The sequence below is a fragment of the Enterobacter sp. MGH 33 genome (assembly GCF_000534535.1).
GTDB classification, from domain to species: domain Bacteria; phylum Pseudomonadota; class Gammaproteobacteria; order Enterobacterales; family Enterobacteriaceae; genus Enterobacter; species Enterobacter hormaechei_C.
The window spans coordinates 3,129,948-3,156,024 of sequence record NZ_KI973212.1 but is presented as its reverse complement, the minus strand read 5'-3'; the positions used below and the strand labels follow the sequence as shown (position 1 = coordinate 3,156,024).

26 protein-coding genes, 3 tRNA genes and 1 pseudogene are annotated in these 26,077 nt (G+C 54.1%); 16 read left to right on the top strand and 14 right to left on the bottom strand.

What is annotated here, in order from left to right; translation table 11 throughout:
• Positions 1 to 18: 18 nt before the first annotated feature.
• The 4 genes from fliI to fliF are packed head-to-tail and all read right to left on the bottom strand — an operon-like array spanning position 19 to position 4,762.
• Positions 19 to 1,389, bottom strand: coding sequence for a flagellar protein export ATPase FliI (fliI, locus tag L379_RS09255; RefSeq protein WP_017693144.1), 1,371 nt, complete (start codon positions 1,387 to 1,389; stop codon positions 19 to 21).
• On the bottom strand, positions 1,389 to 2,096 hold the full coding sequence (gene fliH / locus L379_RS09260) for a flagellar assembly protein FliH (RefSeq protein WP_032654115.1): 708 nt from the start codon (positions 2,094 to 2,096) through the stop codon (positions 1,389 to 1,391). The genes fliI and fliH overlap by 1 nt, the downstream gene beginning before the upstream one ends.
• Positions 2,089 to 3,087 (bottom strand): flagellar motor switch protein FliG, encoded by a 999-nt coding sequence (fliG, locus tag L379_RS09265; protein WP_003859608.1) that lies wholly within the window; start codon positions 3,085 to 3,087, stop codon positions 2,089 to 2,091. Before fliG ends, fliH begins: the two co-directional genes overlap by 8 nt.
• Positions 3,080 to 4,762, bottom strand: a complete 1,683-nt coding sequence (fliF, locus tag L379_RS09270; protein ID WP_032654113.1) for a flagellar basal-body MS-ring/collar protein FliF — start codon at positions 4,760 to 4,762, stop codon at positions 3,080 to 3,082. Before fliF ends, fliG begins: the two co-directional genes overlap by 8 nt.
• Positions 4,763 to 4,990: 228 nt before the next feature.
• On the opposite strand from fliF, the gene fliE reads away from it, so the two are divergent.
• A complete protein-coding gene (gene fliE, locus L379_RS09275) occupies positions 4,991 to 5,305 on the top strand; it encodes a flagellar hook-basal body complex protein FliE (protein WP_003859612.1) in 315 nt (104 codons plus the stop codon).
• Positions 5,306 to 5,380: 75 nt separating this feature from the next.
• Positions 5,381 to 5,794, top strand: a complete 414-nt coding sequence (gene yedD, locus L379_RS09280; protein WP_032654111.1) for a lipoprotein YedD — start codon at positions 5,381 to 5,383, stop codon at positions 5,792 to 5,794.
• A 102-nt stretch (positions 5,795 to 5,896) separates the two neighbouring features.
• Here yedD and amyA read toward each other — a convergent pair whose 3' ends face one another.
• From amyA to fliD, 4 genes are all read right to left on the bottom strand, one after another.
• Complete coding sequence (amyA, locus tag L379_RS09285) at positions 5,897 to 7,384, bottom strand: alpha-amylase (RefSeq protein WP_003859614.1); 1,488 nt, start codon at positions 7,382 to 7,384, stop codon at positions 5,897 to 5,899.
• 98 nt (positions 7,385 to 7,482) lie between these two features.
• Complete coding sequence (gene fliT / locus L379_RS09290; protein WP_006811148.1) at positions 7,483 to 7,854, bottom strand: flagella biosynthesis regulatory protein FliT; 372 nt, start codon at positions 7,852 to 7,854, stop codon at positions 7,483 to 7,485.
• Entirely contained in the window at positions 7,854 to 8,264 is a 411-nt protein-coding gene (fliS, locus tag L379_RS09295; RefSeq protein WP_003859616.1) for a flagellar export chaperone FliS, read from the bottom strand. Before fliS ends, fliT begins: the two co-directional genes overlap by 1 nt.
• Before the next feature lie 30 nt (positions 8,265 to 8,294).
• Entirely contained in the window at positions 8,295 to 9,707 is a 1,413-nt protein-coding gene (gene fliD / locus L379_RS09300; RefSeq protein WP_017693218.1) for a flagellar filament capping protein FliD, read from the bottom strand.
• 269 nt (positions 9,708 to 9,976) lie between these two features.
• On the opposite strand from fliD, the pseudogene L379_RS0124160 reads away from it, so the two are divergent.
• From L379_RS0124160 to sdiA, 8 genes and pseudogenes are all read left to right on the top strand, one after another.
• Positions 9,977 to 11,302, top strand: a pseudogene (locus L379_RS0124160) (FliC/FljB family flagellin).
• Positions 11,303 to 11,465: 163 nt separating this feature from the next.
• Positions 11,466 to 12,185 carry an RNA polymerase sigma factor FliA gene (locus L379_RS09305; protein WP_003859623.1) on the top strand — a complete coding sequence of 240 codons (720 nt, stop codon included), beginning with the start codon at positions 11,466 to 11,468 and terminating at the stop codon, positions 12,183 to 12,185.
• 54 nt (positions 12,186 to 12,239) lie between these two features.
• Positions 12,240 to 12,791 (top strand): flagella biosynthesis regulatory protein FliZ, encoded by a 552-nt coding sequence (fliZ, locus tag L379_RS09310; protein ID WP_015570235.1) that lies wholly within the window; start codon positions 12,240 to 12,242, stop codon positions 12,789 to 12,791.
• A gap of 86 nt (positions 12,792 to 12,877) precedes the next feature.
• A complete protein-coding gene (gene tcyJ, locus L379_RS09315; RefSeq protein ID WP_003859627.1) occupies positions 12,878 to 13,678 on the top strand; it encodes a cystine ABC transporter substrate-binding protein in 801 nt (266 codons plus the stop codon).
• Between the two features lie 103 nt (positions 13,679 to 13,781).
• Positions 13,782 to 14,768 carry a D-cysteine desulfhydrase gene (gene dcyD / locus L379_RS09320; protein ID WP_017693220.1) on the top strand — a complete coding sequence of 329 codons (987 nt, stop codon included), beginning with the start codon at positions 13,782 to 13,784 and terminating at the stop codon, positions 14,766 to 14,768.
• Positions 14,769 to 14,789: 21 nt separating this feature from the next.
• Positions 14,790 to 15,458, top strand: a complete 669-nt coding sequence (tcyL, locus tag L379_RS09325; protein ID WP_003859632.1) for a cystine ABC transporter permease — start codon at positions 14,790 to 14,792, stop codon at positions 15,456 to 15,458.
• Entirely contained in the window at positions 15,455 to 16,207 is a 753-nt protein-coding gene (gene tcyN / locus L379_RS09330; protein ID WP_003859634.1) for an L-cystine ABC transporter ATP-binding protein TcyN, read from the top strand. Before tcyL ends, tcyN begins: the two co-directional genes overlap by 4 nt.
• A 223-nt stretch (positions 16,208 to 16,430) precedes the next feature.
• Positions 16,431 to 17,153 carry a transcriptional regulator SdiA gene (sdiA, locus tag L379_RS09335; RefSeq protein WP_017384479.1) on the top strand — a complete coding sequence of 241 codons (723 nt, stop codon included), beginning with the start codon at positions 16,431 to 16,433 and terminating at the stop codon, positions 17,151 to 17,153.
• 64 nt (positions 17,154 to 17,217) lie between these two features.
• Here sdiA and L379_RS09340 read toward each other — a convergent pair whose 3' ends face one another.
• The gene (locus tag L379_RS09340) at positions 17,218 to 17,442 is read right to left on the bottom strand and encodes a DUF2594 family protein (RefSeq protein ID WP_003859644.1); all 225 of its coding nucleotides are present in this window, start codon (positions 17,440 to 17,442) and stop codon (positions 17,218 to 17,220) included.
• 464 nt (positions 17,443 to 17,906) lie between these two features.
• Between L379_RS09340 and uvrY the strand changes: the two genes are divergently transcribed.
• The 6 genes from uvrY to L379_RS09370 all read left to right on the top strand — a co-directional run bounded on the left by uvrY (position 17,907) and on the right by L379_RS09370 (position 21,459).
• Positions 17,907 to 18,563, top strand: coding sequence for a UvrY/SirA/GacA family response regulator transcription factor (gene uvrY, locus L379_RS09345; protein ID WP_017384478.1), 657 nt, complete (start codon positions 17,907 to 17,909; stop codon positions 18,561 to 18,563).
• Positions 18,560 to 20,392, top strand: a complete 1,833-nt coding sequence (gene uvrC / locus L379_RS09350) for an excinuclease ABC subunit UvrC (RefSeq protein WP_032654110.1) — start codon at positions 18,560 to 18,562, stop codon at positions 20,390 to 20,392. The genes uvrY and uvrC overlap by 4 nt, the downstream gene beginning before the upstream one ends.
• 56 nt (positions 20,393 to 20,448) lie before the next feature.
• Positions 20,449 to 20,997: a CDP-diacylglycerol--glycerol-3-phosphate 3-phosphatidyltransferase gene (gene pgsA / locus L379_RS09355; RefSeq protein ID WP_003859652.1), complete on the top strand. Its 549-nt coding sequence runs from the start codon at positions 20,449 to 20,451 to the stop codon at positions 20,995 to 20,997.
• A gap of 163 nt (positions 20,998 to 21,160) precedes the next feature.
• Positions 21,161 to 21,236: transfer RNA gene (locus L379_RS09360), tRNA-Gly, on the top strand.
• 51 nt (positions 21,237 to 21,287) lie between these two features.
• Positions 21,288 to 21,361 (top strand) — tRNA-Cys (locus L379_RS09365).
• 11 nt (positions 21,362 to 21,372) lie between these two features.
• A tRNA-Leu gene (locus tag L379_RS09370) sits at positions 21,373 to 21,459 on the top strand.
• Between the two features lie 129 nt (positions 21,460 to 21,588).
• Here the strand turns inward: L379_RS09370 and L379_RS09375 are convergent.
• From L379_RS09375 to L379_RS26105, 5 genes are all read right to left on the bottom strand, one after another.
• The gene (locus tag L379_RS09375; protein WP_032654108.1) at positions 21,589 to 22,605 is read right to left on the bottom strand and encodes a tyrosine-type recombinase/integrase; all 1,017 of its coding nucleotides are present in this window, start codon (positions 22,603 to 22,605) and stop codon (positions 21,589 to 21,591) included.
• The gene (locus tag L379_RS09380; RefSeq protein ID WP_017384475.1) at positions 22,589 to 22,837 is read right to left on the bottom strand and encodes a DUF4224 domain-containing protein; all 249 of its coding nucleotides are present in this window, start codon (positions 22,835 to 22,837) and stop codon (positions 22,589 to 22,591) included. The genes L379_RS09375 and L379_RS09380 overlap by 17 nt, the downstream gene beginning before the upstream one ends.
• Before the next feature lie 210 nt (positions 22,838 to 23,047).
• Positions 23,048 to 23,230 (bottom strand): hypothetical protein, encoded by a 183-nt coding sequence (locus tag L379_RS09385; protein WP_017384474.1) that lies wholly within the window; start codon positions 23,228 to 23,230, stop codon positions 23,048 to 23,050.
• Between the two features lie 2 nt (positions 23,231 to 23,232).
• Positions 23,233 to 23,793 (bottom strand): siphovirus Gp157 family protein, encoded by a 561-nt coding sequence (locus L379_RS09390; RefSeq protein ID WP_032654105.1) that lies wholly within the window; start codon positions 23,791 to 23,793, stop codon positions 23,233 to 23,235.
• Entirely contained in the window at positions 23,790 to 26,054 is a 2,265-nt protein-coding gene (locus L379_RS26105) for a hypothetical protein (RefSeq protein ID WP_032655656.1), read from the bottom strand. Before L379_RS26105 ends, L379_RS09390 begins: the two co-directional genes overlap by 4 nt.
• Positions 26,055 to 26,077: the final 23 nt, after the last annotated feature.

Here is a 26,077-nt window from a genome sequence, read left to right as displayed (position 1 = left end):
CTTCGCCCTCCACCTGTGTTACACCTGCGGGAAAATCAGCTCCAGTGCCTGGAGGGAATCTTCCCAGTCGGCGCGTTCAAAAATACCCTGTTGCAGAAATGCCTCCAGCTGCGGCCACAGGGCAATCGCTTTATCGAGCATCGGGTCGCTGCCTTTGGCGTACGCCCCGACGCTTACCAGATCGCGGTTGCGCTGGAAGCTGGAGAGCAGTTGTTTGAAGTTACGCACGCGGGCGTAGTGTTGCTCGGTGATCAAGGCCGTCATCGCACGGCTGATCGAGGCTTCAATATCAATTGCCGGATAGTGCCCGGCTTCGGCCAGACGGCGCGACAGCACGATATGGCCGTCGAGGATCGCGCGCGCGGAGTCGGCAATCGGGTCCTGCTGGTCATCGCCTTCGGTCAGTACCGTATAGAACGCGGTGATGGAGCCGCCGCCGCTGATGCCGTTCCCCGCGCGCTCAACCAACGCCGGGAGCTTGGCGAAGACCGACGGCGGGTAGCCTTTGGTCGCGGGCGGCTCGCCGATGGCCAGCGCAATCTCACGCTGCGCCATCGCGTAGCGGGTCAGGGAGTCCATAATCAGCAGCACGTGCTGGCCCCGGTCGCGGAAATCTTCCGCAATACGCGTGGCGTAGGCGGCACCCTGCATACGCAGTAGCGGCGACACGTCCGCAGGCGCGGCGATCACCACCGAGCGGGCGCGGCCCTCCGCACCCAGAATGTTTTCGATGAAATCTTTGACTTCGCGACCACGCTCACCAATCAGGCCTACCACGATAACGTCCGCCTGGGTATAACGCGCCATCATGCCGAGCAGGACCGATTTACCCACGCCGGAGCCGGCAAACAGCCCCATACGCTGGCCGCGTCCCACGGTGAGCAGGGCGTTAATCGGCCGCACGCCGGTATCCAGTACGTGCTCGATTGGGGTGCGTTGCAGCGGGTTGAAGGGTTGGGTGATCAGCGCGCCGGTTTCGGTGGTATCAGGGGAGGGCAGGCCATCGAGCGGTTTGCCGCTTCCGTCCAGCACGCGGCCCAGCAGCGCCGGACCGAGCGGGAGCTGTTTGCCGCTTTGCAGGCCGTCACCGCTGATGTTTTTCGCGTAGACGCGGGCGCCGGGCAAAATCCCTTCCACTTCTTCAAGGGGCATCAGAAACAGGCGCTGACCGTTGAACCCGACCACTTCGCTTTCCACTTCACGCGTCTCCCCCCCGTCCTGACGCTCAATCACGCAGGTGGCGCCGAGCGGAAGTTGCAGCCCCGTGGCTTCCAGGACCAGACCGGTGGCGCGGGTCAGGCGTCCATAACGACGAACGGATGGCAGCTGCGCCATCTTCGTTTCAAAATTATCGAGCGTGTTAAGCCAGCGCGTAAGGCGAGCGGTCATCAGACGACTCCCGGTGCCGCCAGGCGGCACAGTTCCTGCCAGCGGGTCGCGACGCTGGCATCCAGATCGCCCTCATCCGCCGAGACCTTACAGCCTCCGTGATGGAGCGACGGATCGCCGCGCAGCCGCCAGCCGTGCAGGCTCAGCGTCGCGCCGAGGCTATCTTCCACGCGCTGCAAATCATCAGGATGAACGCGCAGTTGCGGTTTGCCGCTGAACAGCGGCTCCTGCTGGAGCAGCCCCTGGATCTGCTTAATCAGCGCGGCGTTATCCACTACCGGCGTCTGGCCGATCACCTGACGGGCCGCCTCCAGCGCCATCTGCATCAGGCGCGAGGCAATCACGCTGTCGAGCGCATCCAGCGTGTGCTGAAACTCGCTCACCAGCTGCTGCATGCGGGCATGCAGCGGCGCCTGCTGCTGGCGCGCCTGCTCAATGCCCTGCTCTAAACCTTTCGCCAGCCCTTCCTGATAACCCTGTGCGTGCCCGGTCTGACGGCCTTCGTTCATCCCGGCGTTGAAGCCCTGCTCGTGCGCCTGCATTTGCATCTGGGCCAGCATCTGGGCGCGCTGTTCCTCTTCACTCAGCTCGGGGATGCCCGCCCCGGCGTCGCCCTCGTCGGACGACACAACGGCAGGGGTGAACTCTGCGGTGGGAGGGGAGAGATCGTCAGGCGTCCAGCGCTTCCACGACAGTTCATCAGACATAGGTGTCGTCTCCGCTGCCAATCACCATCTCGCCGGTTTCTGCCAGACGACGAACAATAAGCAGGATCGCTTTCTGTTCGTTTTCCACCTGAGACAAACGCACCGGGCCACGGTTGGCCAGGTCGTCGCGCAGGATATCGGCCGCACGCTGGGACATGTTGCGCAGGAATTTCTCGCGCAGCGGCTGCTCGGCGCCTTTGAGGGCGATAAGCAGCGATTCGGAGTCCACCTCCTGGAGCAGGCGCTGGATGCTGCGATCGTCCACTTCGACCAGGTTTTCGAACAGGAACATCTCGTCGATAATTTTCTGCGCCAGCTCGCCGTCGAACTCGCGTACCGCCGTAATAACCGCCTCTTCCTGCTGCGTTTTCATCAGGTTGATGATTTCCGCTGCCGTTCTCACGCCGCCCATTTTGCTGCGCTTGAGGTTCTGGCCGTCGAGCAGGTTGTTCAGCACTTCGGTCAGCTCCGCCAGCGCGGCTGGCTGGACGCCGCCGAAGGTGGCGATACGCAGCATCACGTCGTGGCGCAGGCGCTCGTCGAACAGCGCCAGAATATCGGCTGCCTGACCCCGTTTGAGGTGGACCAGAATGGTGGCGATAATCTGCGGGTGCTCGTCGCGAATAAGATCGGCGGCGCTTTGCGGCTCCATAAAGTTGAGCGTTTCGATCCCGCTGGCGGTGTCGCGCGTTTCGAGAATATCTTCCAGCAGGCTGGCGGCGCGCTCTTCGCCCAGCGCCTTAACCAGCACGGAGCGCAGGTATTCGTTGGCGTTGACGTTGAGCGCGGCAAACTGCTCGGCTTCCTGCTCAAACTCCGCCAGCACTTCTGTCAGCTGCTTGTTGGAGATCTGGCGCACGTTGGCCATCGCCGCGCTGAGGATCTGCACTTCTCGCTGGGAGAGGTGTTTAAACACTTCCGCCGCGCGATCTTCGCCAATGGTCATCAGCAGGATGACGCTCTTATCGGTGCCTGTAAGCGTATTACTCATGTTCGTTACCCATCCAACCGCGGATGACCAGCGCGACGACGCGCGGATCGTTATCTGACATTTCGCGAATGCGCTGGCTCATCACCTCTGCGCCCATACGCTGGTTAGCACGGCGCTGCTGCATCTGTTCATCTTTGCTGAGACGAACTTCAACCGCTTCTTCCTCGTCCGGACGCGCGTTCTTCTGTTCCAGCGCGGCTTTCTCGGCTTCAGCACGGCGCTGTAGCTGAGGACGAACGCCCTTACGCCACAGCAGCCACGCGACAATCAGCACCAGCAGCCAGCGGCCTGCGGACATCAGCTGATCGAAGAACGCCTGCTGTTGCCAGAACGGCAGTTCGCCACCGGTCTCATCCACCGGGTTGAACGGTGAGCTCACAACGTTGAGGGTATCGCCACGTTTTTCAGAGAAGCCCATCGCTTCGCGGGTTAAATCTTCGATCTGCTTCATCTGCTCCGCCGTGAGCGGCAGCGGTTTACCGTCCGGCAGCGTTTTGTAGTTCACCACCACGGCAACAGAGAGACGCTGAATATCGCCCGTGTTCAGTTTGGTATGGCGGATAGTCCGGTCGACTTCGTAGTTGGTCGTTTCGTTACGGCTGCTGTTACGCGGGCCGGTACTGTTCGCGGTCGAGGTCGTCTGCTGATTCGTTTGCTGACCGTTCTGCGGGTTTGCCGGCGGGGTGGAGATTGGCGCGGCGTTGGCAGGCGCAGGCTGGTTAGAGAGCGCGCCCGGCACACCGCCAGGATACTGTCCGCCGACCTGTTCCGTCTCATTGATCTGACGCGAGCGTAACACGGCGCGGGAGGCATCCCCGTTCGGGGCGTACTGCTCTTCGGTCTGTTCTTTATTCGAGAAATCAATCTGCGCTGTGACCTGCGCGTGTACGTTGCTGCTGCCGACCACCGGGCCCAGAATCGCTTCGATGCGACGCTGGAGACGGCCTTCCACATCCGCGGCGTATTTCAGCTGGGCGTCATTGAGATCGCGCCCGGCGGTGTTGGACTGCGTCAGCAGATGACCACTCTGATCCACCAGCGTAACGTTACCCGGCGGCAGGCCGGCCACCGCACTGGAGACCAGGTGCGTGACGGCGCTGATCTGCCCTTCATCCAGCGCACGGCCAGGTTCGAGGTTAACGGTCACAGAGGCCGAAGGGGACTTTTGTTCACGGACAAACAGGGACGGCTTAGGCATCGCCAGGTGCACGCGGGCACTTTTCACCGGGCCTAAGGTTTCAATCGTACGGGCCAGCTCACCTTCCAGTGCGCGCTGATAGTTAACCTGCTCGCTGAACTGACTGATGCCGAATTTTTCCTGATCCAGCAGCTCAAAACCAACCGCGCCGCCTTTTGGCAGCCCCTGCTGGGCGAGACGCAGGCGAAGCTCGTGCACTTTATCTGCCGGTACTTCAAGCGCACCACCGTTATCGGCAAAGCGATACGGGATGTTCATCTGGGTTAACTGGGTGACGATGGCACCGCCATCCTGGTCAGAAAGGTTGCTGTAGAGCGTGCGGTAATCCGGGCTTTTTGCCCATAAGACCATCGCGACAACGATCGCAATGGCGGCAGCGCCTGCCACAATCAACGGGATCTTAGGGTTGGCGCGAAGGCGGTTCATCCACTCGAGTGATTTATTCTGTGGCGCTGTCGATGCTGCTGTCGCACTCATTGCGCACCTCTTAAATCCTGGTGGTTTACGTTATTCGTGTAGAGAAACAAAACTGACTCCCGGGTCGGCAAACACGACAAAAGTTCCATACTGATGGCCCTGCCATTATTTGATGATTCGGGATTTTCTATGCGTCAAATAACCTGGTTTTTTAACGCTATTTACCGCCATTATCTTATTGACAAGCTGTTAGTCTTGACCTCGTAAAAAACCATCCAGGGGAGAGTCATGGCTATACAGGGCATTGAAGGGGTACTCAGTCAGTTACAGGCAACGGCGATGACCGCCCGTAATCAGAGCGTGGCTGACCAGCCGCCGGGCGTTAGCTTCGCCGGTCAACTGCATGCGGCGCTGGACCGGATCAGCGACAAGCAAAACGCGGCCCGTACCCAGGCTGAGAGATTTACCCTTGGCGAACCCGGCGTGGCGCTCAACGATGTGATGGCCGATCTGCAAAAAGCGTCGGTGTCATTGCAGATGGGGTTGCAGGTGCGTAACAAGCTGGTGTCGGCATACCAGGAAGTGATGGGCATGCAGGTTTAATCAATACCTATCTTACGCTGGCAGCCTGATGGCTTTAATGCCACAATATTTTTTTCTTCGCATGCAGGAAAGATGATGAAAAAAGTAGCAATTGTGGCTGCGATGCTGACGTTAGCGGGATGTGTTCAGGTAGATAACTATCAGGAAGTGATTAAGCACCCGGTACCTTCGCAACTGGCAGGTTACTGGCAGTCGAAAGGGCCGCAGAGCGCGATGGTGAGCCCGGAAGCGATCGCCACGCTGGTGGTGACGCCAGAGGGGGATACGCTGGATTGCCGTCAGTGGCAGCGCGTTATCGCGGTGCCGGGTAAGATCATGCTGCGTTCAGATGATTATTACAACGTGACGCGTAAGCTGGATGTCTATCCGCTGGAGCGTGATGGGGCGGCGCTGGAGTATGACGGTATGGAACTGTACAAGGTTGACCGTCCAACGGTGGAATGCGCAGATTACCTGAGCAAGAATCCGCTGGATAGTAAGCTTCCGTAGCGGTAAAAGCAAAACGGCAATCATATTGCCGTTTTTAGGGTTTGCTCCCTCTCCCGGTGGGAGAGGGTCGGGGTGAGGGCATCAGGCCGCACTTTCCCAGCACTACAGCGCGTCCTCAATCACCCAGACGCTGACGCTTCCCCCGTTACAGAAGAACGTCCCTTCGCCATCCGCCGCCGTGGTCACGGTTTCCTCGCGGTTGCCTAAAAAATCACGCCAGGTCTTGTTGCCGTAATTCTCCCCGAGGCAGATCGTCTTCTCGCCGTCATCGCCATTCGACAGCACCACAACACAGCCCGGGTGTTCCTCAGTCCCGCTGCGGCTGAACGCAATGCAGTTTGGATGATCGAAAAACAGCGTCTGCACGCCGTGGGCAAAACGCTGCCGGGCGAGGATCAGCTCGTGGAGCTGTTCAATCACAGGCATATCGATGTGATACGTCTCGCCATCCCCGCCGGTGTCGTCATAGCTGGCGCCAAAAAGATCCGGGTAGAACACGCTCGGCACGCCGTTTTCACGCAGCAGGATGAGCGCGTAGGCCAGCGGTTTGAACCAGGCTTCAACCGGGGCTTCCAGCGCCTGCAAGGGTTGGGTATCGTGGTTGGCAACCAGCGTCACGGCATGGAACGGATCGGCTTCCACCAGCGTACCGGTGAAAATCTGGCTCATATCGTAGTCGCGTCCCTGGCGTGAGGCTTCGTGAAATTTCATTTGCAGTGGCGCATCAAACAGCATGGTTTTACCGTCCACCTGATTGATGTAGTGCTGCAATTTATCCACTTCGTGAGACCAGTATTCCGCCACAATAAACAGCGGCTGCGGGGCCACCTCCTGGACGTGCTCAATCCACTCTTTATAGAACCAGGCCGGGATGTGTTTTACCGCGTCCAGGCGGAAGCCGTCGCAGTGGGTTTGCTCCATCACCCAGCGCGCCCAGTATTTGATCTCCTCCGTCACCGCATGGTTGCGAAAATCGATATTTTCACCCATCAGGTAATCGAAATTGCCCATCTCGTCGTCGACCTGATCGTTCCAGCCTTCGCCGGTGTAGTCGTTCACGATTTTGAAGATACCGTCCTCATTGGGGTTTTCAATGTGGTCGATACCGCTGAAGCATTTGTAATCCCAGATAAATTGCGAATACTGCCCGGCCCGAACGGGGAAGGTGTAACGCGTCCAGGCTTCGCATTCGATGATCTCATCGCTGATTTGGGTGCGATCCTGAGCATCCACGCGCTGCACGCGGACGGGTTCCTTTTCATCGGCCCCCATTTTATGGTTGACCACCACGTCCAGAAGCACCGCAATCTGGTTGCTTTTTAAGGCGTTGATGGCCTCCAGCAGCTGGGCTTTATCGCCGTATTTGGTGGCGACGCTGCCTTTCTGGTCAAACTCACCGAGGTCGAAAAGGTCATAAGAGTCATACCCGACGGAATAGCCGCCGGATGCCCCTTTGTATGCCGGCGGTAACCAGACCATATTGATGCCGATTTCGTTCAGGTTGGGGGCTAATGCCGTGACTTCTCGCCACAGTTCACCGCCGGTGGGGTAGTACCAGTGAAAACATTGTAAAAGTGTTGGGTTGCGCATGCACCATCTCCATGAGGTCGCGAAACTCAAGTATGGAGCAGGTTTGGCAGAAATGCCTGGCGAACGAAACGGTTAACGTTTGCCCGCCAGTTAAATGGCTAATTAATATCGCTATTACTTTGCGGAACCAGGACATGACCGCCCTGGTTACCGTAGGTGGAGAGAACGGTTTTCTGGATGGAGGATTGCCCGACCAGCTTCGCCAGCTCATCCATTCTGGCTTGCAGCAACGTTTTTACCTGGCCTTCGTTGTCCAGGATCACCCGCAGCGTCGGGCGAAGCTGCTCCTGAATCTGCATCGAAGGTTCACTTTCCTGAGTGAGACGAGCCAGTGAGTGCACCGCATTAACATAGTCGGTTTCACAGATGATCAGATCATCCCATAGTCCCTGCCGGGCCAGTCGCAACATCAACTGGCTCTGCTCAAGGAGTTGCTGATAAAGGGCATAAAGTTGCGGTGCGTTACTCATTAGACGGCGTCCTGCATCAGTTGTGGCGTACCGGCAACCTCCTTCCACCCGTCAGCGATATTGCGCAGCAAGTTTTCCACCTCTTCGATGGCGCTGGCGTCGTTATTCACATTGGCGTGCAGGAGGCGACGTACCATATAGGCATAAAGGGCAATCAGGTTTTGCGTAAGCTCATCACCGTTATTTTCCACCAGGCCAACCTTCAGCCCGTTTTCGATAATGTTGATGGCTTTTGAGAGCGCCAGCCCTTTTGCCGGGATATTACCGTCTGCCAGGAACAGACGCGCGCGTACCAGCGCGCTGAGGGCTCCATCAAATAGCATGATAACCAGCTGCTGCTGGCTGGCGCTCATCACCGCGCTTTCAACTTCTATCTTTGCGTAGGCTTGCGTGCCTTTTGCGCCGTACATGTTATCCCCCTCGGGTCTGATTAGCGTTTACTACTTGTTGCTGGACGTATTTTCGAACTGCTGCGTCAGGTAGCTGCTGGTGTTGTTCAGCGAGGTCATCAGTACGTCCAGCTGGGTAAACTGGGCTTTGTACTGCGCCACTCTCGCGTCAATACGTTCGCTCACGGCGTTATATTGATCCGTTAACTTGTTCAGCGTTTTGCTGACGCCATCTTTGGCCGCCTGGATAATGCCTTTACTGGAAAGCCAGTCAGTCAGATGGGTGGCCATGGTGGTAGTGATCCCGGTGGTTTTACCGTCACCCACAACCAAATCTTTCACCGCAGACGGGTTATCCGTCAGCGCTTTTTTCAGCTTGTCGCTGTCCAGCTCCAGCTTACCCGTGCTTGGATCTGAAGTAATGCCGACCTGAGACAGCGTTTTATAGGCGGTTCCGCCGACGGAGTTGCCCAGCATGGTTTTCAGCTGCGTCTGAATAGTACGCAGCGTGCTGTCCCCGAGCAGGGCACCGTTGCTGGAGTCCTGCGCATCTGTACCCGCATCAACTGCCGTATATTTGGTTAATGATGCAAAGCTGTCCTGAAGGGTGTTGTAGGCATCCACCCAGGCTTTCATCGCCGTTTCCGCTTTCGACGTATCTTTAGCGATCGTCAGCGTCTGGTTACCGGTGGTGACGTCGTTCAGGTTCAGGGTGATATCTTCCAGCGCATCGCTGATAGTGTTGCTGCTGTTTTCGATATCAACGTTATTCACCTTCAGCTTCGCGTTCTGCGCGGTGACGCTTTCTGTCATGCCGTTGCTGGCGTCGGTGCTGGTGCCGTTGTAACCCATAAAGGATTGCAGGGCGCTGTCGCCGCTCACGCTGATGCTGACCGCGTTGTCCGCCCCGGTTTCGGTGGAGGTGATGGACAGACGGTACTGACCATTACCGACGTTAATAATACTGGCGGTCACGCCGGCGTCAGCTTTGTTAATCGCATCGCGAATGCCGGTCAGCGAGGAGTTTGCCGCGCTGATATCGACGGTCACCGGATCTTTACCGTTACCGGCGGTAAAGGTGATCTTGCTGTCAGCCGTGGCAATGGCCGTTTTGGTATCCGGCTGCGCGTTTTTGGTCGTCAGGGTTTGCGCCTGCGCCAGCTGCGACACGCTGATGGTGTATTTACCGGCAATCGCGCTGCCGGTAGTGGTGGCGCTGAATGCCGTGGTACTGCTCGACGTGCTGGTCGCTGTAAACAGGTCGGCTTTATTCAGCGCGGTGTTGGCGGTCTGAAACGCTTCCAGTGAACTTTTCAACGTGCCGTAAGCGCTCAGCTTGGCGGTATACGATGTCTGTTGTTTGGAAATTGGCGTCAGCTGTGCTTTTTCGGCCGTGGTCAGACTATCCAGAATGTCTGCTAACTTAAGACCCGAACCAATCCCCAATGATGAAATACTTGCCATATTTATTCCTTAATCTATCGACACGTAGAACGAATAGTGGGGTTATCGGCCTTAATGGGGGAAAGTTTACGGTTAATTTCTTTTTTTTAATGGCGGGAATAACGGTAATAGAGAAGAGCTTTTCCGTGGCTAAAAAAATTAACGCGATCCTGAAAAAATATCTAAAGGTTGGTTTGGACCAGACGATAACACCTTTGACGGCGATGAAGCCGAAGGGTGGAAACCCAAATCTAACCAAACAGATTTGATGAACAACAGGAATCGAAATCATGGCACAAGTCATTAATACCAACAGCCTCTCGCTGATCACTCAGAACAACATCAACAAGAACCAGTCCGCTCTGTCTTCTTCTATCGAGCGTCTGTCTTCTGGTCTGCGTATCAACAGCGCGAAAGATGACGCTGCGGGCCAGGCTATCGCTAACCGCTTCACCTCTAACATCAAAGGTCTGACTCAGGCTGCACGTAACGCTAACGACGGTATCTCTCTGGCGCAGACCACTGAAGGCGCGCTGTCTGAAATCAACAACAACCTTCAGCGTGTTCGTGAACTGACCGTTCAGGCAACTACCGGTACTAACTCTGATTCTGACCTGTCTTCAATCCAGGACGAAATCAAATCCCGTCTGTCTGAAATCGACCGCGTATCTGGTCAGACTCAGTTCAACGGCGTGAACGTACTGGCGAAAGACGGTACCATGAAGATTCAGGTTGGTGCGAACGATGGTCAGACTATTTCCATCGACTTGTAGAAAATTGACTCTTCAACTTTAGGTCTGAACGGATTCTCCGTTTCTAAAAACGCGCTGGAAACTGGCGAAGCGATAACCCAACTCCCGAATGGTGCTGGTGCGCCAATCGCTGTGAAGATGGACGCGTCTGTTCTGACTGACCTGAACATCACTGATGCTTCTGCTGTTTCTCTGCATAACGTAACTAAAGGCGGTAATGCGACTTCTACCTATGTTGTTCAGTATGGCGATAAGAGCTATGCAGCTTCTGTTGCTCAGGATGGCACAGTCAAACTGAACAAAGCAGACGTTACATATAATGACAAGGCAAATGGTGTTGCTGACGCAACGCAGACTGGTAGCCTGATTCAGGTCGGTGCTGATGCTGATAACAATGCAGTGGGCTTTGTAACTGTACAAGGTAAAAATTACGTTGCAAATAACTCATTAACAAATGCCAATGGTGCGGATGCAGCAGCGGCAGCTACCTCTGTAACAATTGATGGTGGTACAGGTAACCAAGCCAAGATCGAGCTTAGCCAAAATGGTACTACTGCTGCAACTACTGAGTTCGCTGGTGCTTCAACAAATAATCCACTGGCTCTGCTGGACAAAGCAATCGCGTCCGTAGACAAATTCCGTTCTTCACTGGGTGCGGTTCAGAACCGTCTGAGCTCTGCCGTAACCAACCTGAACAACACCACCACCAACCTGTCTGAAGCGCAGTCCCGTATTCAGGACGCCGACTATGCGACCGAAGTGTCCAACATGTCTAAAGCGCAGATCGTTCAGCAGGCCGGTAACTCCGTGCTGTCCAAAGCTAACCAGGTTCCTCAGCAGGTTCTGTCTCTGCTGCAAGGCTAATCGCCTGATTACGCTTAAACCCCGCTTCGGCGGGGTTTTTTCTGTCCGCATTTACGCGTAACCCCCCAAATAACCCCTCATTTCACCCACTATTCACCCGATTAAAACCCCTCCAGAATCGGATAATCATGCCGATAACTCAACTAACGCAGGGCTGTTTATCGTGAATTCACTCTATACCGCTGAAGGTGTAATGGATAAACACTCGCTGTGGCAGCGTTATGTTCCGCTGGTGCGTCACGAAGCATTGCGCCTCCAGGTGCGTTTGCCGGCGAGCGTGGAACTGGACGATCTGCTACAGGCGGGCGGTATCGGGTTATTGAATGCAGTTGACCGGTACGACGCTCTGCAAGGAACGGCATTTACGACTTACGCAGTGCAGCGTATTCGTGGTGCGATGCTGGACGAGCTGCGCAGCCGCGACTGGGTGCCGCGCAGCGTTCGCCGCAACGCGCGCGAAGTGGCGCATGCGATGGGGCAGCTGGAACAGGAGCTGGGGCGCAACGCGACGGAAACCGAAGTAGCGGAGCGTCTGGGCATTCCTGTTGAAGAGTATCGCCAGATGTTGCTCGATACCAATAACAGCCAACTCTTCTCTTATGATGAGTGGCGCGAAGAGCATGGCGATAGCATCGAGCTGGTGACGGATGAACATCAGCAAGAAAACCCGTTACACCATTTACTGGAAGGGAATTTACGCCAGCGCGTGATGGAAGCGATTGAAGCTTTACCGGAACGTGAGCAACTGGTGTTAACCCTCTATTACCAGGAAGAGCTCAATCTCAAAGAGATTGGCGCCGTGCTGGAGGTGGGCGAGTCACGGGTGAGCCAGCTGCACAGCCAGGCCATTAAACGCCTGCGCACAAAACTGGGTAAGTTATAGGTGAGTTATTCGCCTTGGAAATGCCGCACAACGTATTGACAACCAGGAGTTATCATGACGGTGCAGCAATCTAAAAGACGGCCTTTAAGCCGCTACCTGAAAGACTTTAAACACAGCCAGACGCATTGCGCCCACTGTAAAAAATTACTCGACCGCATCACGCTGGTTCGTCGCGGTGAAATCGTGAATAAGATTGCGATTTCCCGCCTCGACACGCTGATGGATGAAGCCGCCTGGCTTGAAGAGCAAAAAGAGTGGGTAGCGCTTTGCCGTTTCTGTGGCGATCTCCATTGCAAAGAGCAAAGCGACTTCTTCGATATTATCGGCTTCAAGCAATTCCTGTTTGAACAAACGGAGATGAGTCACGGCACCGTGCGTGAATACGTGGTTCGCCTGCGCCGCCTGGGTCAGCATTTGACCATGCAAAATATCTCCCGCGATCTGCTGACGACCGGATACCTGGATGAAAATCTGGAACCCTGGTTGCCCGCCACCAGTACCAATAATTACCGCATCGCGCTGCGAAAGTACGCGCAATATAAAGTCCAGATGCCGGGCGTCATAAAGCAGAAAGTCCGCGCCGGAACAACTTCTGATATATATTAAAAAAGAATAAGATGTAGCGCAGCCGCCTTTGACGTTGCAGGCGATTTCTCTACACTACTCAAAAATTCCACTGTATCGGGGTACTTATGAAATTAGCACTTCTGGGTCGTCAGGCGCTGATGGGGATGATGGCCGTTGCGCTGGTCGCGGGGATGAGCGTGAAAACGTTCGCGGCAGAGAATCTGCTCAACAAAGTTAAAGAGCGCGGCACGCTGCTGGTTGGGCTGGAAGGAACCTATCCTCCGTTCAGCTTCCAGGGCGACGACGGTAAACTGACCGGTTTTGAAGTGGAGTTTGCGCAGGAGCTGGCGAAACACCTCGGCGTTAAAGCCTCCCTGAAACCCACCAAATGGGACGGGATGTTGGCGTCACTGGATTCCAAACGTATTGACGTGGTGATTAACCAGGTAACCATTTCTGACGAGCGTAAGAAGAAGTATGACTTCTCCACGCCGTACACCGTGTCCGGTATTCAGGCGCTGGTGAAGAAAGGTAACGAAGGCAGCATCAAGTCCGCAGCGGACCTGAAAGGTAAGAAAGTCGGCGTCGGTCTGGGCACCAACTACGAAGAGTGGCTGCGCCAGAACGTGCAGGGCGTGGACATCCGTACCTACGATGATGACCCGACGAAATACCAGGATCTACGCGTAGGCCGTATTGACGCCATTCTGGTTGACCGCCTGGCAGCGCTGGATCTGGTGAAGAAAACCAACAATACCCTGGCTGTCGCGGGTGATGCGTTCTCCCGTCAGGAGTCCGGCGTGGCGGTGCGTAAAGGTAACGAGGATCTGCTGAAAGCCATCGATGGCGCCATTGCTGAGATGCAGAAAGACGGCAGCCTGAAGGCGCTTTCTGAGAAGTGGTTCGGCGCAGACGTGACGAAATAAGTCTCTGACTGACAAAAAAAGGCGCTTTTAAAAGCGCCTTTTTTATTTCTCGCGCGTCTGCGTGCATAATGAAATAACAATTGTTTGCGTGACCGGAGGAACCATGTCACTACAGAATTTAACGCGCTTTCCCCGTCTGGAATTTATCGGCGCACCCACGCCGCTGGAGTATCTGCCGCGATTTTCTGACTACCTGGGGCGCGATATTTTCATTAAGCGTGACGATGTGACGCCCATGGCGATGGGCGGAAATAAGCTGCGCAAGCTGGAATTTCTCGCCGCCGATGCCCTGCGCGAAGGCGCGGACACGCTGATCACCGCCGGGGCAATTCAGTCTAACCACGTTCGCCAGACGGCGGCAGTGGCGGCAAAGCTGGGACTCCACTGCGTTGCCCTGCTGGAGAACCCGATCGGGACGCAGGCAGAGAATTACCTGACTAACGGTAACCGTTTGCTGCTGGATCTGTTCAACGTGCAGGTTGAAATGGTCGACGCGTTGACCGACCCGGCTGCACAGCTCGACGAGCTGGCGACGCGTCTGGAAGCGCAGGGTTTTCGTCCGTACGTGATCCCGGTTGGCGGCTCGAATGCGCTGGGTGCCCTCGGCTATGTTGAGAGCGCGCTGGAAATCGCTCAGCAGTGCGAAGGCGCGGTGAGTTTATCCTCGGTGGTGGTGGCGTCCGGCAGTGCGGGAACCCATGCCGGTTTAGCGGTCGGGCTTGAGCAACTGATGCCGGAGGTCGAGCTGATTGGCGTGACGGTTTCCAGAAGCGTTGCAGACCAGAAGCCGAAAGTCGTCACCCTGCAACAGGCGGTGGCTGAACAGCTTGCGCTTCAGGCGAAGGCGGAGATACTGCTGTGGGATGACTATTTCGCGCCGGGCTATGGCACCCCCAATGATGAAGGGATGGAGGCCGTTAAGCTGCTGGCCCGTCTCGAAGGTATTCTGCTCGACCCGGTCTATACCGGCAAGGCAATGGCGGGCCTGATCGACGGCATCGCCCGCAAGCGCTTTAAGGATGAAGGACCCATTTTGTTTGTTCATACTGGCGGGGCGCCTGCGCTGTTTGCCTATCATCCTCATGTCTAAAAATCAGGTAGAAAAATAATAATGCAAGAAAGTATTCAACTGGTTATTGATTCGCTGCCGTTCTTGCTTAAGGGCGCGGTGTTTACTTTACAGCTCAGTATCGGCGGGATGTTCTTCGGGCTGGTGCTCGGGTTTGTGCTGGCACTGATGCGCATGTCGAACATCTGGCCGGTGCGGTGGCTGGCGCGGTTTTACATCTCCGTGTTCCGCGGAACGCCGCTTATCGCCCAGCTGTTTATGATTTACTACGGGCTGCCACAGTTTGGTATTGAGCTGGATCCGATCCCGGCGGCGATGATTGGCCTGTCGCTGAATACGGCGGCGTACACCTCTGAAACGCTGCGTGCGGCGATCTCCTCCATCGATAAAGGACAGTGGGAAGCGGCGGCCAGTATCGGGATGACCCCGTGGCAGACGCTGCGCCGGGCGATCCTGCCCCAGGCGGCGCGCGTGGCGCTGCCGCCGCTGAGCAACAGCTTTATCAGCCTGGTGAAAGACACCTCGCTTGCGGCGACCATTCAGGTGCCGGAGCTGTTCCGTCAGGCGCAGCTGATCACCTCGCGCACGCTGGAAGTGTTTACCATGTATCTGGCGGCCTCGCTGATTTACTGGGTGATGGCGACGGTGCTGTCCGCTCTGCAAAACTATTTTGAAAACCAGCTTAACCGCCAGGAGCGTGATCCAAAATGAGTGCAATTGACGTCAAAAACCTGGTGAAAAAATTCCATGGACAAACGGTGCTGCATGGCATTGATCTTGAGGTTGAGCAGGGCGAAGTGGTAGCAATTATCGGCCCGAGCGGGTCAGGCAAAACCACGCTGCTGCGCAGCATCAATTTACTGGAGCAGCCCGAAGGCGGGACGATCCGCGTGGGTGATATCACCATTGATACCGGGAAACCCATCAGCCAGCAAAAAGGGCTGATTCGCCGCCTGCGCCAGCATGTCGGCTTCGTGTTCCAGAGCTTTAATCTCTTTCCGCACCGCACGGTGCTGGAAAACATTATTGAAGGGCCGGTCATCGTCAAGGGGGAACCTAAGGAAGACGCGACGGTCCGCGCCCGCGAGCTGCTGGCGAAGGTTGGGCTGGCAGGGAAGGAGACGAGCTATCCGCGTCGCTTATCTGGCGGGCAGCAGCAGCGTGTCGCCATTGCGCGCGCGCTGGCGATGCGCCCGGATGTGATCCTGTTTGACGAACCCACATCCGCGCTCGATCCTGAGCTGGTCGGGGAAGTACTGAACACGATCCGACAGCTGGCGCAGGAGAAACGCACGATGGTGATTGTGACGCATGAAATGAGCTTCGCTCGCGACGTTGCCGATCGGGCTATTTTCATGGATCAGGGGAGAATAGTTGAGCAGGGGCCGGCTAAAGCGCTGTTTGCCAATCCGCAGCAGCCCCGTACCCGTCAGTTCCTTGAAAAATTCTTAATGCAGTAGCATTTTAGCGTTCAATTTGCTCCAGATGCCGCTTCTGGAGCAAATTATCCTCCCTTAAACTCCGTTCTGTTGCTTTTTTATTCCGCCTGATGTGGATAAGCCATCGCCAAATTAAAGATAATCTGCCTGTGGCCGATATTTTATATAAATAATCATGCTTTATGTGTTAGGTTATATTCACCATAATAATGATTATCTTTATCAGAGGCTTCATTCAGTAAGTATGAGGGATATAGACTTTTTCACCTGGCGACGGGAATGCTTCCTCCGGTTTCAGGAAATGACCTGTGCCGAAGAGGTATATCAGGAACTTCAGCGACAAACGCAGGCGCTTGAATTCGATTATTATGCGCTTTGTGTTCGACACCCTGTGCCATTTACCCGCCCGCGAACCTCCGTCCATTCCAGTTATCCGCAACAATGGATGGCGCAATATCAGTCCGAGAATTATTTCGCCATTGACCCGGTGCTGAAGCCGGAGAATTTCATTCAGGGACATTTGCCCTGGACGGATGAATTATTCACGGATGCCCAGCAATTATGGGACGGCGCGCGGGACCACGGTTTACGCAAGGGAATAACGCAGTGTCTGATGATGCCAAATCATGCGCTCGGTTTCCTCTCCGTGTCATGTACCAGCTTACAGGCACACTCGATATCCAGTGAAGAAGTTGAGCTGCGTTTACAAATGCTGGTCCAGATGGCGCTCACCACACTGTTACGCTTTGAACATGAGACGGTGATGCCGCCTGAAATGAAATTCAGCAAGCGTGAGCGGGAAATTCTGAAGTGGACCGCAGAAGGGAAGACGTCGGCAGAAATCGCCATCATTCTCTCCATCTCGGAAAATACCGTCAATTTCCATCAAAAGAATATGCAGAAGAAATTCAACGCACCGAATAAGATCCAGATAGCGTGTTATGCCGCGGCGACGGGGCTTATCTGACTGATATCACGTTCTGCGTGTCAGACGAGAAAACGGCTGAATGCTTTGCATCCAGCCGTTTTTGTTACTGGCGGTAGGCTTGTTTAATTTGCTTAACCGTATTGGCAAAAACAGCGGATTCCGCCTGGTCTTCCATCTGCGCGATCTGTTTTTCCATTTTAATGATCACACGACCAGCATCAGCCTGGCCCATCGCTTGTAGCATAAGCGTCAGCAGCGACTTCAGGCAGTTTACTTCCTGTGCCAGTTCCTGGTTATTCTCGGCAGTGGCAAATTCAGGTGTGCTCATTTATTTTCCTCATTATAAAACAGCGCATGAGCGCGACGATGAAAGTTAAGGCGGCGGAGTATACCACAAGCTACGGCAAAAAATGCAGTGGTTGTTTTTTATACTTATCGCGCAGTGATTATTGGGCGGCGTGGATTATGAAGGTACCCTGTCCAATATGTTAGCGACAATTAAATGTTTATCCCCGGTTCGCCATTCGTTAATTGTTGTTACAAAAAATCGCGCGCTCTTTTTCGTTTGAGTTAACAACTGTTTTAGTAACTTTTCGAATGTCGATGCTAAAAAATAGCGGTAAAAGCCCGGCGGGCAAGGGTTTTCTTTCCACTTACTGTACAGCTTAATTTCCAAAAACGAGACCAGAATCGAATAGCCGATTTTTTAGCGTTTTAATCTTGCATGGAAAACCGTTAATATAAACCCAATTAGCAGTCAGTAGCGTTATCCCTATTCTGGAGACATTTCCTTTGATCAACGTCCTTCTTGTTGATGACCACGAACTGGTGCGCGCAGGGATACGACGCATTCTTGAAGATATAAAGGGTATTAAAGTTGCCGGCGAGGCGTGCTGTGGCGAAGATGCCGTCAAATGGTGTCGCGCTAACTCCGCAGACGTGGTGCTGATGGATATGAACATGCCCGGTATTGGCGGGCTTGAAGCCACGCGCAAAATCGCGCGCATGTTCGTTGATACCAAAGTTATCATGCTGACCGTACATACCGAAAATCCGCTGCCTGCCAGGGTTATGCAGGCGGGTGCTGCCGGGTATCTCAGTAAAGGCGCCGCGCCGCAGGAAGTTGTCAATGCGATCCGCACCGTACACGCCGGGCAGCGCTACATCGCTTCTGATATTGCTCAACAGATGGCTCTGAGTCAGATTGAACCGGAAAAAACGGAATCTCCGTTTGCCAGTTTGTCTGAGCGCGAATTGCAGATTATGCTGATGATCACTAAAGGTCAGAAGGTGAATGAGATCTCAGAGCAGCTGAATCTCAGCCCGAAAACGGTCAACAGCTATCGCTATCGAATGTTCAGTAAACTGAACATTCACGGTGATGTCGAACTGACTCACCTGGCCATTCGCCATGGTTTGTGCAATGCGGAGTCGTTAATAAGTCAGTGAGTGAAGCGTTCGATTCAAAAGCATTTCTGAAAACCGTCACCAGCCAGCCAGGCGTCTACCGTATGTACGATGCTGGCGGTACGGTTATCTATGTCGGTAAGGCGAAAGATCTGAAGAAACGCCTTTCCAGCTATTTCCGCAGCAACCTTGCCTCCCGTAAAACCGAAGCGCTGGTCGCACTTATACACAACATTGATGTCACCGTAACGCATACGGAAACGGAAGCGCTGCTCCTTGAGCACAACTACATTAAGTTGTATCAGCCGCGCTACAACGTTCTGCTGCGCGATGACAAATCCTATCCGTTTATCTTCCTGAGCGGCGACACGCACCCGCGGCTGGCGATGCATCGTGGCGCTAAGCATGCGAAAGGTGAATATTTCGGCCCGTTCCCGAACGGTTATGCCGTGCGGGAAACGCTGGCGCTTTTGCAAAAAATCTTTCCTGTTCGCCAGTGCGAAAATAGCGTTTATCGCAACCGCTCCCGGCCATGCCTGCAATATCAGATTGGCCGCTGCCTGGGGCCGTGCGTTGAAGGGCTGGTGAGCGAAGAAGAGTACGCGCAGCAGGTGGAATATGTCCGCCTGTTTTTAGCCGGGAAAGACGATCAGGTGCTGACGCAACTGATTGCCCGTATGGAAAAAGCCAGCGCGGCGCTGGAATTTGAGGAGGCCGCACGCATCCGCGACCAGATTCAGGCGGTGCGCAGGGTGACCGAGAAGCAGTTTGTTTCCAATACGGGCGACGACCTCGATGTTATCGGCGTAGCCTTTGACGCCGGTCTGGCCTGCGTTCATGTGCTTTTTATTCGTCAGGGCAAAGTGCTCGGCAGCCGCAGCTACTTCCCGAAAGTGCCGGGCGGCACTGAGCTGGGTGAAGTGGTGGAGACCTTCGTCGGCCAGTTTTATTTGCAGGGCAGCCAGATGCGTACGCTGCCCTCGGAGATCCTGCTCGACTTCACGCTCGACGATAAAACCCTGCTGGCGGATTCGCTTTCAGAGCTGGCAGGCCGCCGGGTGAATGTTCAGACGAAACCGCGCGGCGATCGCGCGCGTTATCTGAAGCTGGCGCGAACCAATGCCGCCACGGCGCTGACCACTAAACTGTCCCAGCAGTCGACTGTGAGCCAGCGTTTAACCGCGCTTGCTACGCTGCTTAAGCTGCCGGAAGTGAAACGCATGGAATGCTTCGACATCAGCCATACGATGGGTGAGCAGACCGTGGCGTCGTGTGTGGTCTTTGATGCCAATGGTCCGCTGCGGGCAGAGTATCGTCGCTATAACATCACCGGCATTACGCCCGGTGACGATTATGCCGCCATGAACCAGGTGCTGCGCCGTCGCTATGGTAAAGCGATTGAAGAGAGCAAAATCCCGGACGTTATCCTTATCGACGGCGGGAAAGGGCAGTTGGGGCAGGCGAAGGCGGTATTTGAATCGCTCGACGTGGAGTGGGATAAGAACCATCCGCTGCTGCTAGGGGTAGCGAAAGGGGCAGATCGTAAGGCTGGCCTGGAAACGCTGTTCTTTGAGCCGGAAGGCGAGGGCTTTAGCCTGCCGCCGGATTCCCCTGCGCTGCACGTGATCCAGCATATCCGCGATGAGTCGCACGATCATGCCATCAGTGGGCACCGTAAAAAACGGGCGAAAGTGAAAAATACCAGTACCCTTGAGACGATTGAGGGCGTCGGGCCAAAACGTCGCCAGATGCTGTTGAAGTATATGGGCGGATTGCAAGGATTACTCAACGCCAGTATGGAAGAAATTGCAAAAGTGCCGGGTATTTCGCAAGGGCTGGCAGAAAAGATCTACTACTCGTTGAAACATTGAGGGCTCTGTAGCAACATAGAGCTAAATTTTACTGACAACAGACAGTTACCGTCATCATGCGATTTAATATCCCTACGTTGCTCACTCTTTTTCGCGTTGTGCTCATTCCGTTCTTCGTCCTGGCATTTTACCTGCCGGTCGTCTGGGCGCCTTTTGCCTGTGCGCTTATTTTCCTGATCGCTGCCGTGACGGACTGGTTTGACGGTTATCTGGCGCGTCGCTGGAACCAGAGTACCCGCTTTGGCGCGTTCCTCGATCCGGTTGCGGATAAGGTGATGGTGGCAATCGCGATGGTGCTGGTGGCGGAACATTATCATACCTGGTGGGTAACGCTGCCTGCCGCGACCATGATTGGCCGTGAGATTATTATCTCTGCCCTGCGCGAGTGGATGGCGGAGCTGGGTAAACGCAGCAGCGTGGCGGTGTCCTGGATCGGTAAAGTTAAAACCACCGCACAGATGGCGGCGCTGGTATGGATGCTGTGGCGTCCGAATGCCTGGGTAGAGTGGGCCGGCATTGGTCTGCTGTGGGTTGCGGCGGTGCTGACGCTGTGGTCAATGCTGCAATATTTGAACGCTGCGCGCGGTGATTTGCTTGAACAGTGATCGTTTCGGCTTAATTTTCAGCAAACGATCCTGAGATGCAAAAAATAACGTTGACTCAAAACGTCATATCAGTAGAATGCAACGCATCGAACGGCGGCACAGTTAGCCGGACGACAATGAAATCAAGTGGTTAGGAAGTAGTTAAATAGTTACTTGATGACATGCGGGAATAGCTCAGTTGGTAGAGCACGACCTTGCCAAGGTCGGGGTCGCGAGTTCGAGTCTCGTTTCCCGCTCCAGATTAATGCATCGGCAGCTTGCGGGTGCAGGTCGAAAGACAACAGATTTAAGGCGCGTTAGCAAAGCGGTTATGTAGCGGATTGCAAATCCGTCTAGTCCGGTTCGACTCCGGAACGCGCCTCCACTTTCTTCCCTGGCCGGATGGTGGAATCGGTAGACACAAGGGATTTAAAATCCCTCGGCGTTCGCGCTGTGTGGGTTCAAGTCCCACTCCGGCTACCATGGGGAAAATAGAATAAAATCAATGATAAGCAGTGTCGTATAAACCACCGAAAGGTGGTTTTTTATTGCCTGAAATTTGCTTTTCCGAAGATGCGTCCGAAGATGATTTTTCCGCGAACGCATACCCAATCAGTTTTTCTGCCCGCCCACTACTGGTACCACTTTTACTTTCCTGTCATAAATTGCCGTTTGTCGCGAGTTCTTATGGCCGGAAATTGCCTGTTTCTCTTCAAGGCTACCTTCCAGGTCTGAAATGCCTTTTGCTTTCAGATCGTGGAAAGTGAAATCAATCGACAGGTGAGGGTACTTTGCCTGGGCTGCGAGTTTTGCCTCTCGCCAGCGGGAGTTAAAACCATCACGGGTATATTTGCTTCCACTGGGTTGATGGATTAGGAACAAACTTCTTATGCCTGGTTTAAGTGGTAACGCGCGTGCCAGCGAAACCGCTGCGCGTAAACGAGGTGTCCACGCTTTGATCTGCTTCACGCCAGTTTTACCCTGGCAGATAAATATCCCCATATCGCTGATCTGCTCTTCACTTAAAGACAGGACATCGCTTTGCCTGGCAACGCATAAATAAGCGATCTCCATTGCTGCACGGACCACATCAGCCCCAACCTCATATACAGCATTGTATTCTTCATCCGTTACGTAGCGCTCACGTGATACTTCCTTAAATTGCTTTACCCCCTGGCATGGATTTCTTTCTACATGCCCACGTTCATAACCCCAACGAAATACCCGCGAAAGGAAACTCTTTTCCCTGTTTGCCTGCGTTCGGCTGGAAATACCACGCTGATCCATATAACGCCGAATGTGCTCGGGTTTTATTTTTTTTGGGTCTGTTTTGCCAAAAACCGGTAATACCTTACACGAATATTTCGTGTAATCCTTCCTGGTCTCCGGTGACAAATCCATAAAGTCAGGGGAGGCCATAAACATATCGGCAAGGTTTTGGAAGGTATTTTTCCTAACTTCTTCGCCCACTGCTTTTTCGTATGCCAACCAGACAGCTGCCTGTGTTTCTTCAAGGGAACACAGGCGTACGGCTTTATTATCTTTGGTCCGAAACTCATAGGCAGCTTTGCCGCGATATACTCGCGGTGGCATCCAGTTATCGGCGGGGTTTTTACGCTTTCCGGCCATCAAATACGGCTCCGAAATTTGGTTCTTCATCCTCGCGCACCGGGGAGGTTTCCTGGTTGCGGTATTTTATGGGGTTCATGAAATGCCCCCATGTTGTTTTAGGGTGGCCGTCAGCTCTTTCCATAAAGAATATCCCGGCTCGACGCAGGGCATCACACTGTTTTGATTTAAGTGGCGTCCCCGTCAGTTCTATCATCTCTTCTCTGGTGATGATGTCGTGATCGTGTCTCATGGTCTTTCCTCAGCATGCGGTATATCGCATCGTCAGCGTCACTACATGCGCGTTCTATGTCTGACCTGGTCAGAGTCTTCTTTCGTACACTCGCTGATAATTTTCCGATCTTGGTATCAAAGTCTGAGAGCAAAATTGTCCCGGGTTGCCAGTGCAGCATTGCGGCCTCCATTGAGTTGTTGAGGCCACAATGCTATCGGCAGAGAGGGATTAATTCTGATTACGCTTAATCAGGTTATCTTTCAGGAACGCGCCTTTCTCTCGTGTAACCTTGACGTTCTCCGGAAGATGTAACCCCAGCTCACTGCGGCTACGCGCTTCGATGATCCCGTTTGTTCCATCCGGAAACACCACGTGTACCGCATCACCCCTTTTTAGAGTCAGTTTCAGCATAATTAGCGCACCTGTAGGGAGCGTTCGCCGATTTCCAGATGCGCACCCGGTACCGGATTAAGCAATTCCTCTGGAACCTCACCGCCATCGGCTTTGATCTGTTCTGCCGCCGCTTCGGCTGCCTCTATCCGTTCTTTGATAGCCTTTTTGTCAGGGGCGATTACCGTCTGAACGTCGACCACTTCGTCAGGCAATGCGTCAAGATTATCGATCACAACGCTTACCGAACCCTGACGAGCTGTAAAGGTGTTCCTGGGCGTTTTCAGTTTATCGAGGCCAGCACCTAACAGACATGACAGGATGTATTTGCGAAGTTGCTTGTCTTTATTTTCAAAGGACTTTTTGCGCTCAGCCAGACGCTTCATCTCTTCGTCGCAGGTTTTAGCATTGCCCAGGTTGTTGCGCGCCACCACCATAACGGCATCAAGACGGTCAGCCAGTTCGCCTTCAATCCCTTCCAGGGTGTCGGCGATCATCTCCGGCGTCAGTTCGTCAGAGGTTTCCAGCAGGTTTAACAGGCTGGAGTAATCATTTGCTAATGCGATTGCAGTTACCTTGCTCATGCTGTTTTCTCCTGGGCTTTATTCAGTTCTTTCAGACGTTCGTCTTTGATAGTGGTCAGGCGGCGCAGGCGTTTACTCAGGTAGTTAGCATGCTGGCTGTCACCTTTAACCTCAGCGTCTTTACGGTGCACTTCTACTTCACGGGCGATAGATGCAAAAACTTTTGTAACTTCGTTGGCAGATACACCGGTTGCCAGCGTGTTTGCCACCCGTGTGAGCTTGTCGTCCAGTTCCTGGCGCAGGCGTGCAGCATCCTCTGCGTTATCGCTGGCATTTTTAAGTGCGAATTCTTCTTTGTTTTTCTGCCGGTACTCAGGGTTGTCATAGAGACCCATAAATATATCGGCGCTGAATCCGAGCGAAGAGAGCGCCTTTTTAGTCGCATCGGTAAGTGATTTTTTAGTCGCTTCGCCGTCGCAGGTAGGGCCGTATTTACTCCCGTAAAGATAAGGGGTACAGCCGAATGAAATCTCTTCACCGCGCACGCCGTTACGCACATACCAGAGACGGATCTTTATCACGTGATGTTTCTCTGTGAGGTAGCCACCAATGCCGTCTGGAATAAGTTCCCACGTATTGTTCCCGTCCAGCCCTTTGACTGTCCGGGTTATCGGCGCACCATCGTCAAAACGTTCTTCGAGAATATCGACTCCCCAGCCAATACCTTTCGGGCCAAATTCACGGGTGGCCAGCATCGTCATGTAGGTACCGTTGATCGATGTGCCGCCACCGTTCTGAGTAAACTGTTTTGTGAAACGCTCATCAGTTTTAAAAACACGCTTCCACAGGTCGAGATTTTCCATCTCGGTACCGGTGCGTTCGGTGATACTCTTTTCAACGTCATTAACGTTAGGGCGAGGTTCTTCTTGCACTAACGGCTCTGCTGGTTGCCCTGCACTATTAGCTTGCTCGCCGCTGCTCTGTTCCTGCTCTGATTCACTGGCGTAAACGCTGTAGCCCATTTTATTAAGCGTTTCACGTGCGGCCTCAGCCTGGGAATCGGTTACCACTTCCGTTTTTTCCACCTCACTTGATGTGTTCTGCGGTGTGGTCTGAGTTTCTGTTTTTACCCACTTAGGATCGGCAGGGTCGCTTATATCTTCAACATATTCACCCCGCCCGGCTGCCAGTGATTTACTGATTGCATCCGAATCAGTTGGATCCTGTTCAAACACGCCATTTTCGGCAAGCCAGTTGTCGATGTAACGGCGCAATGAGTCGGGGAAGTGATGGGTATCTTTCGCCGGCACATTCTGAATCACGCCAAAAATAGTGTTTCGGGAATACTTGAGGATCTGCTCAGTAGTGCGCAGCGCCATGGACCAGCGTTTAAAGTCTTCCCGGTCTTCTTCAATGAGGATCTCCGCCTGGCGCAAAGCGCTGACAGATACAGTGGTCGCTGGTTCTATTGGCAACAGCGCGAGAGCGATTTCCTGGTCCAGTGTGGCATATGTGTGTTTGTATCCGCGCTGTGGTGCCACCTGGTCTGGGGTACTATCTTCCGTGCTGGTGCTGGTGCTGGTGCTGGTGCTGGTGCTGGTGCTGGTGCTGGTGCTGGTGCTGGTGCTGGTGCTGGTGCTGGTGCTGGTGCTGTTCTGAGGCAGCATTTCTTCACGCTTACCTGGGTTGTCAGTCCATTTTTTAATAAACGAGTAAAGCGCGGCGCCGCCGGGTAACTGGTTCTCAAACTTAACGTAAATTGCCTGTAGGAGATTATTAAGCCCCTCCTGATGCATGTAGTGAACAGGCGGATGCGCTTCCATCGCATTGATGATGTAACGATTTAAGCGATCATCCTCCTCGTCACCGTACTGGCTAGTGTTTTCGAGATTATCAAGATAGTCACAAACCTGGGAATAAATCTCCCCATCCAGCTGGGCGAGGCCAAATAACACCACCGTTGCGAAGCGTTCGCGCGGTGAAATAGTCATGAAGTCTAATTTTTCATCATTGTCAGGAAGGTGGCTCATCCCGCCATTTGGTTCGGCGATTGCCATCCACTTTTCGCCATCGAACGTATGGGATTTAGCAAAGTGCTCGTCAAACTTGCCGATCTCCGGGTGAGGCTGATCAGCTGTGTTTTCCCATATTTCAGGTTTAAAGAAGTTATCGCCGTTCGCGGGATAGTGCTCCCAGAGCTTACCCGTCACGATACTTTCTGCGATTTTTTTGTTGGGGGCTTCCACGCTGATCGCCAACGCAACGGCACCATCTTTGATGGCCGATTTTTTCGGCTTAAACAGGCAGTTGTAAATTGAGATTGTCACTTGGTCTTTCCTCTTCG

Bases quoted from the DNA above. Each gene is read 5' to 3' on its own strand.
- fliI (WP_017693144.1), bottom strand. From the start codon at position 1,389: ATGACCGCTCGCCTTACGCGCTGGCTTAACACGCTCGATAATTTTGAA.
- fliH (WP_032654115.1), bottom strand. From the start codon at position 2,096: ATGTCTGATGAACTGTCGTGGAAGCGCTGGACGCCTGACGATCTCTCC.
- fliG (WP_003859608.1), bottom strand. From the start codon at position 3,087: ATGAGTAATACGCTTACAGGCACCGATAAGAGCGTCATCCTGCTGATG.
- fliF (WP_032654113.1), bottom strand. From the start codon at position 4,762: ATGAGTGCGACAGCAGCATCGACAGCGCCACAGAATAAATCACTCGAG.
- fliE (WP_003859612.1), top strand. From the start codon at position 4,991: ATGGCTATACAGGGCATTGAAGGGGTACTCAGTCAGTTACAGGCAACG.
- yedD (WP_032654111.1), top strand. From the start codon at position 5,381: ATGAAAAAAGTAGCAATTGTGGCTGCGATGCTGACGTTAGCGGGATGT.
- amyA (WP_003859614.1), bottom strand. From the start codon at position 7,384: ATGCGCAACCCAACACTTTTACAATGTTTTCACTGGTACTACCCCACC.
- fliT (WP_006811148.1), bottom strand. From the start codon at position 7,854: ATGAGTAACGCACCGCAACTTTATGCCCTTTATCAGCAACTCCTTGAG.
- fliS (WP_003859616.1), bottom strand. From the start codon at position 8,264: ATGTACGGCGCAAAAGGCACGCAAGCCTACGCAAAGATAGAAGTTGAA.
- fliD (WP_017693218.1), bottom strand. From the start codon at position 9,707: ATGGCAAGTATTTCATCATTGGGGATTGGTTCGGGTCTTAAGTTAGCA.
- fliZ (WP_015570235.1), top strand. From the start codon at position 12,240: ATGACGGTGCAGCAATCTAAAAGACGGCCTTTAAGCCGCTACCTGAAA.
- tcyJ (WP_003859627.1), top strand. From the start codon at position 12,878: ATGAAATTAGCACTTCTGGGTCGTCAGGCGCTGATGGGGATGATGGCC.
- dcyD (WP_017693220.1), top strand. From the start codon at position 13,782: ATGTCACTACAGAATTTAACGCGCTTTCCCCGTCTGGAATTTATCGGC.
- tcyL (WP_003859632.1), top strand. From the start codon at position 14,790: ATGCAAGAAAGTATTCAACTGGTTATTGATTCGCTGCCGTTCTTGCTT.
- tcyN (WP_003859634.1), top strand. From the start codon at position 15,455: ATGAGTGCAATTGACGTCAAAAACCTGGTGAAAAAATTCCATGGACAA.
- sdiA (WP_017384479.1), top strand. From the start codon at position 16,431: ATGAGGGATATAGACTTTTTCACCTGGCGACGGGAATGCTTCCTCCGG.
- L379_RS09340 (WP_003859644.1), bottom strand. From the start codon at position 17,442: ATGAGCACACCTGAATTTGCCACTGCCGAGAATAACCAGGAACTGGCA.
- pgsA (WP_003859652.1), top strand. From the start codon at position 20,449: ATGCGATTTAATATCCCTACGTTGCTCACTCTTTTTCGCGTTGTGCTC.
- L379_RS09375 (WP_032654108.1), bottom strand. From the start codon at position 22,605: ATGGCCGGAAAGCGTAAAAACCCCGCCGATAACTGGATGCCACCGCGA.
- L379_RS09380 (WP_017384475.1), bottom strand. From the start codon at position 22,837: ATGAGACACGATCACGACATCATCACCAGAGAAGAGATGATAGAACTG.
- L379_RS09385 (WP_017384474.1), bottom strand. From the start codon at position 23,230: ATGCTGAAACTGACTCTAAAAAGGGGTGATGCGGTACACGTGGTGTTT.
- L379_RS09390 (WP_032654105.1), bottom strand. From the start codon at position 23,793: ATGAGCAAGGTAACTGCAATCGCATTAGCAAATGATTACTCCAGCCTG.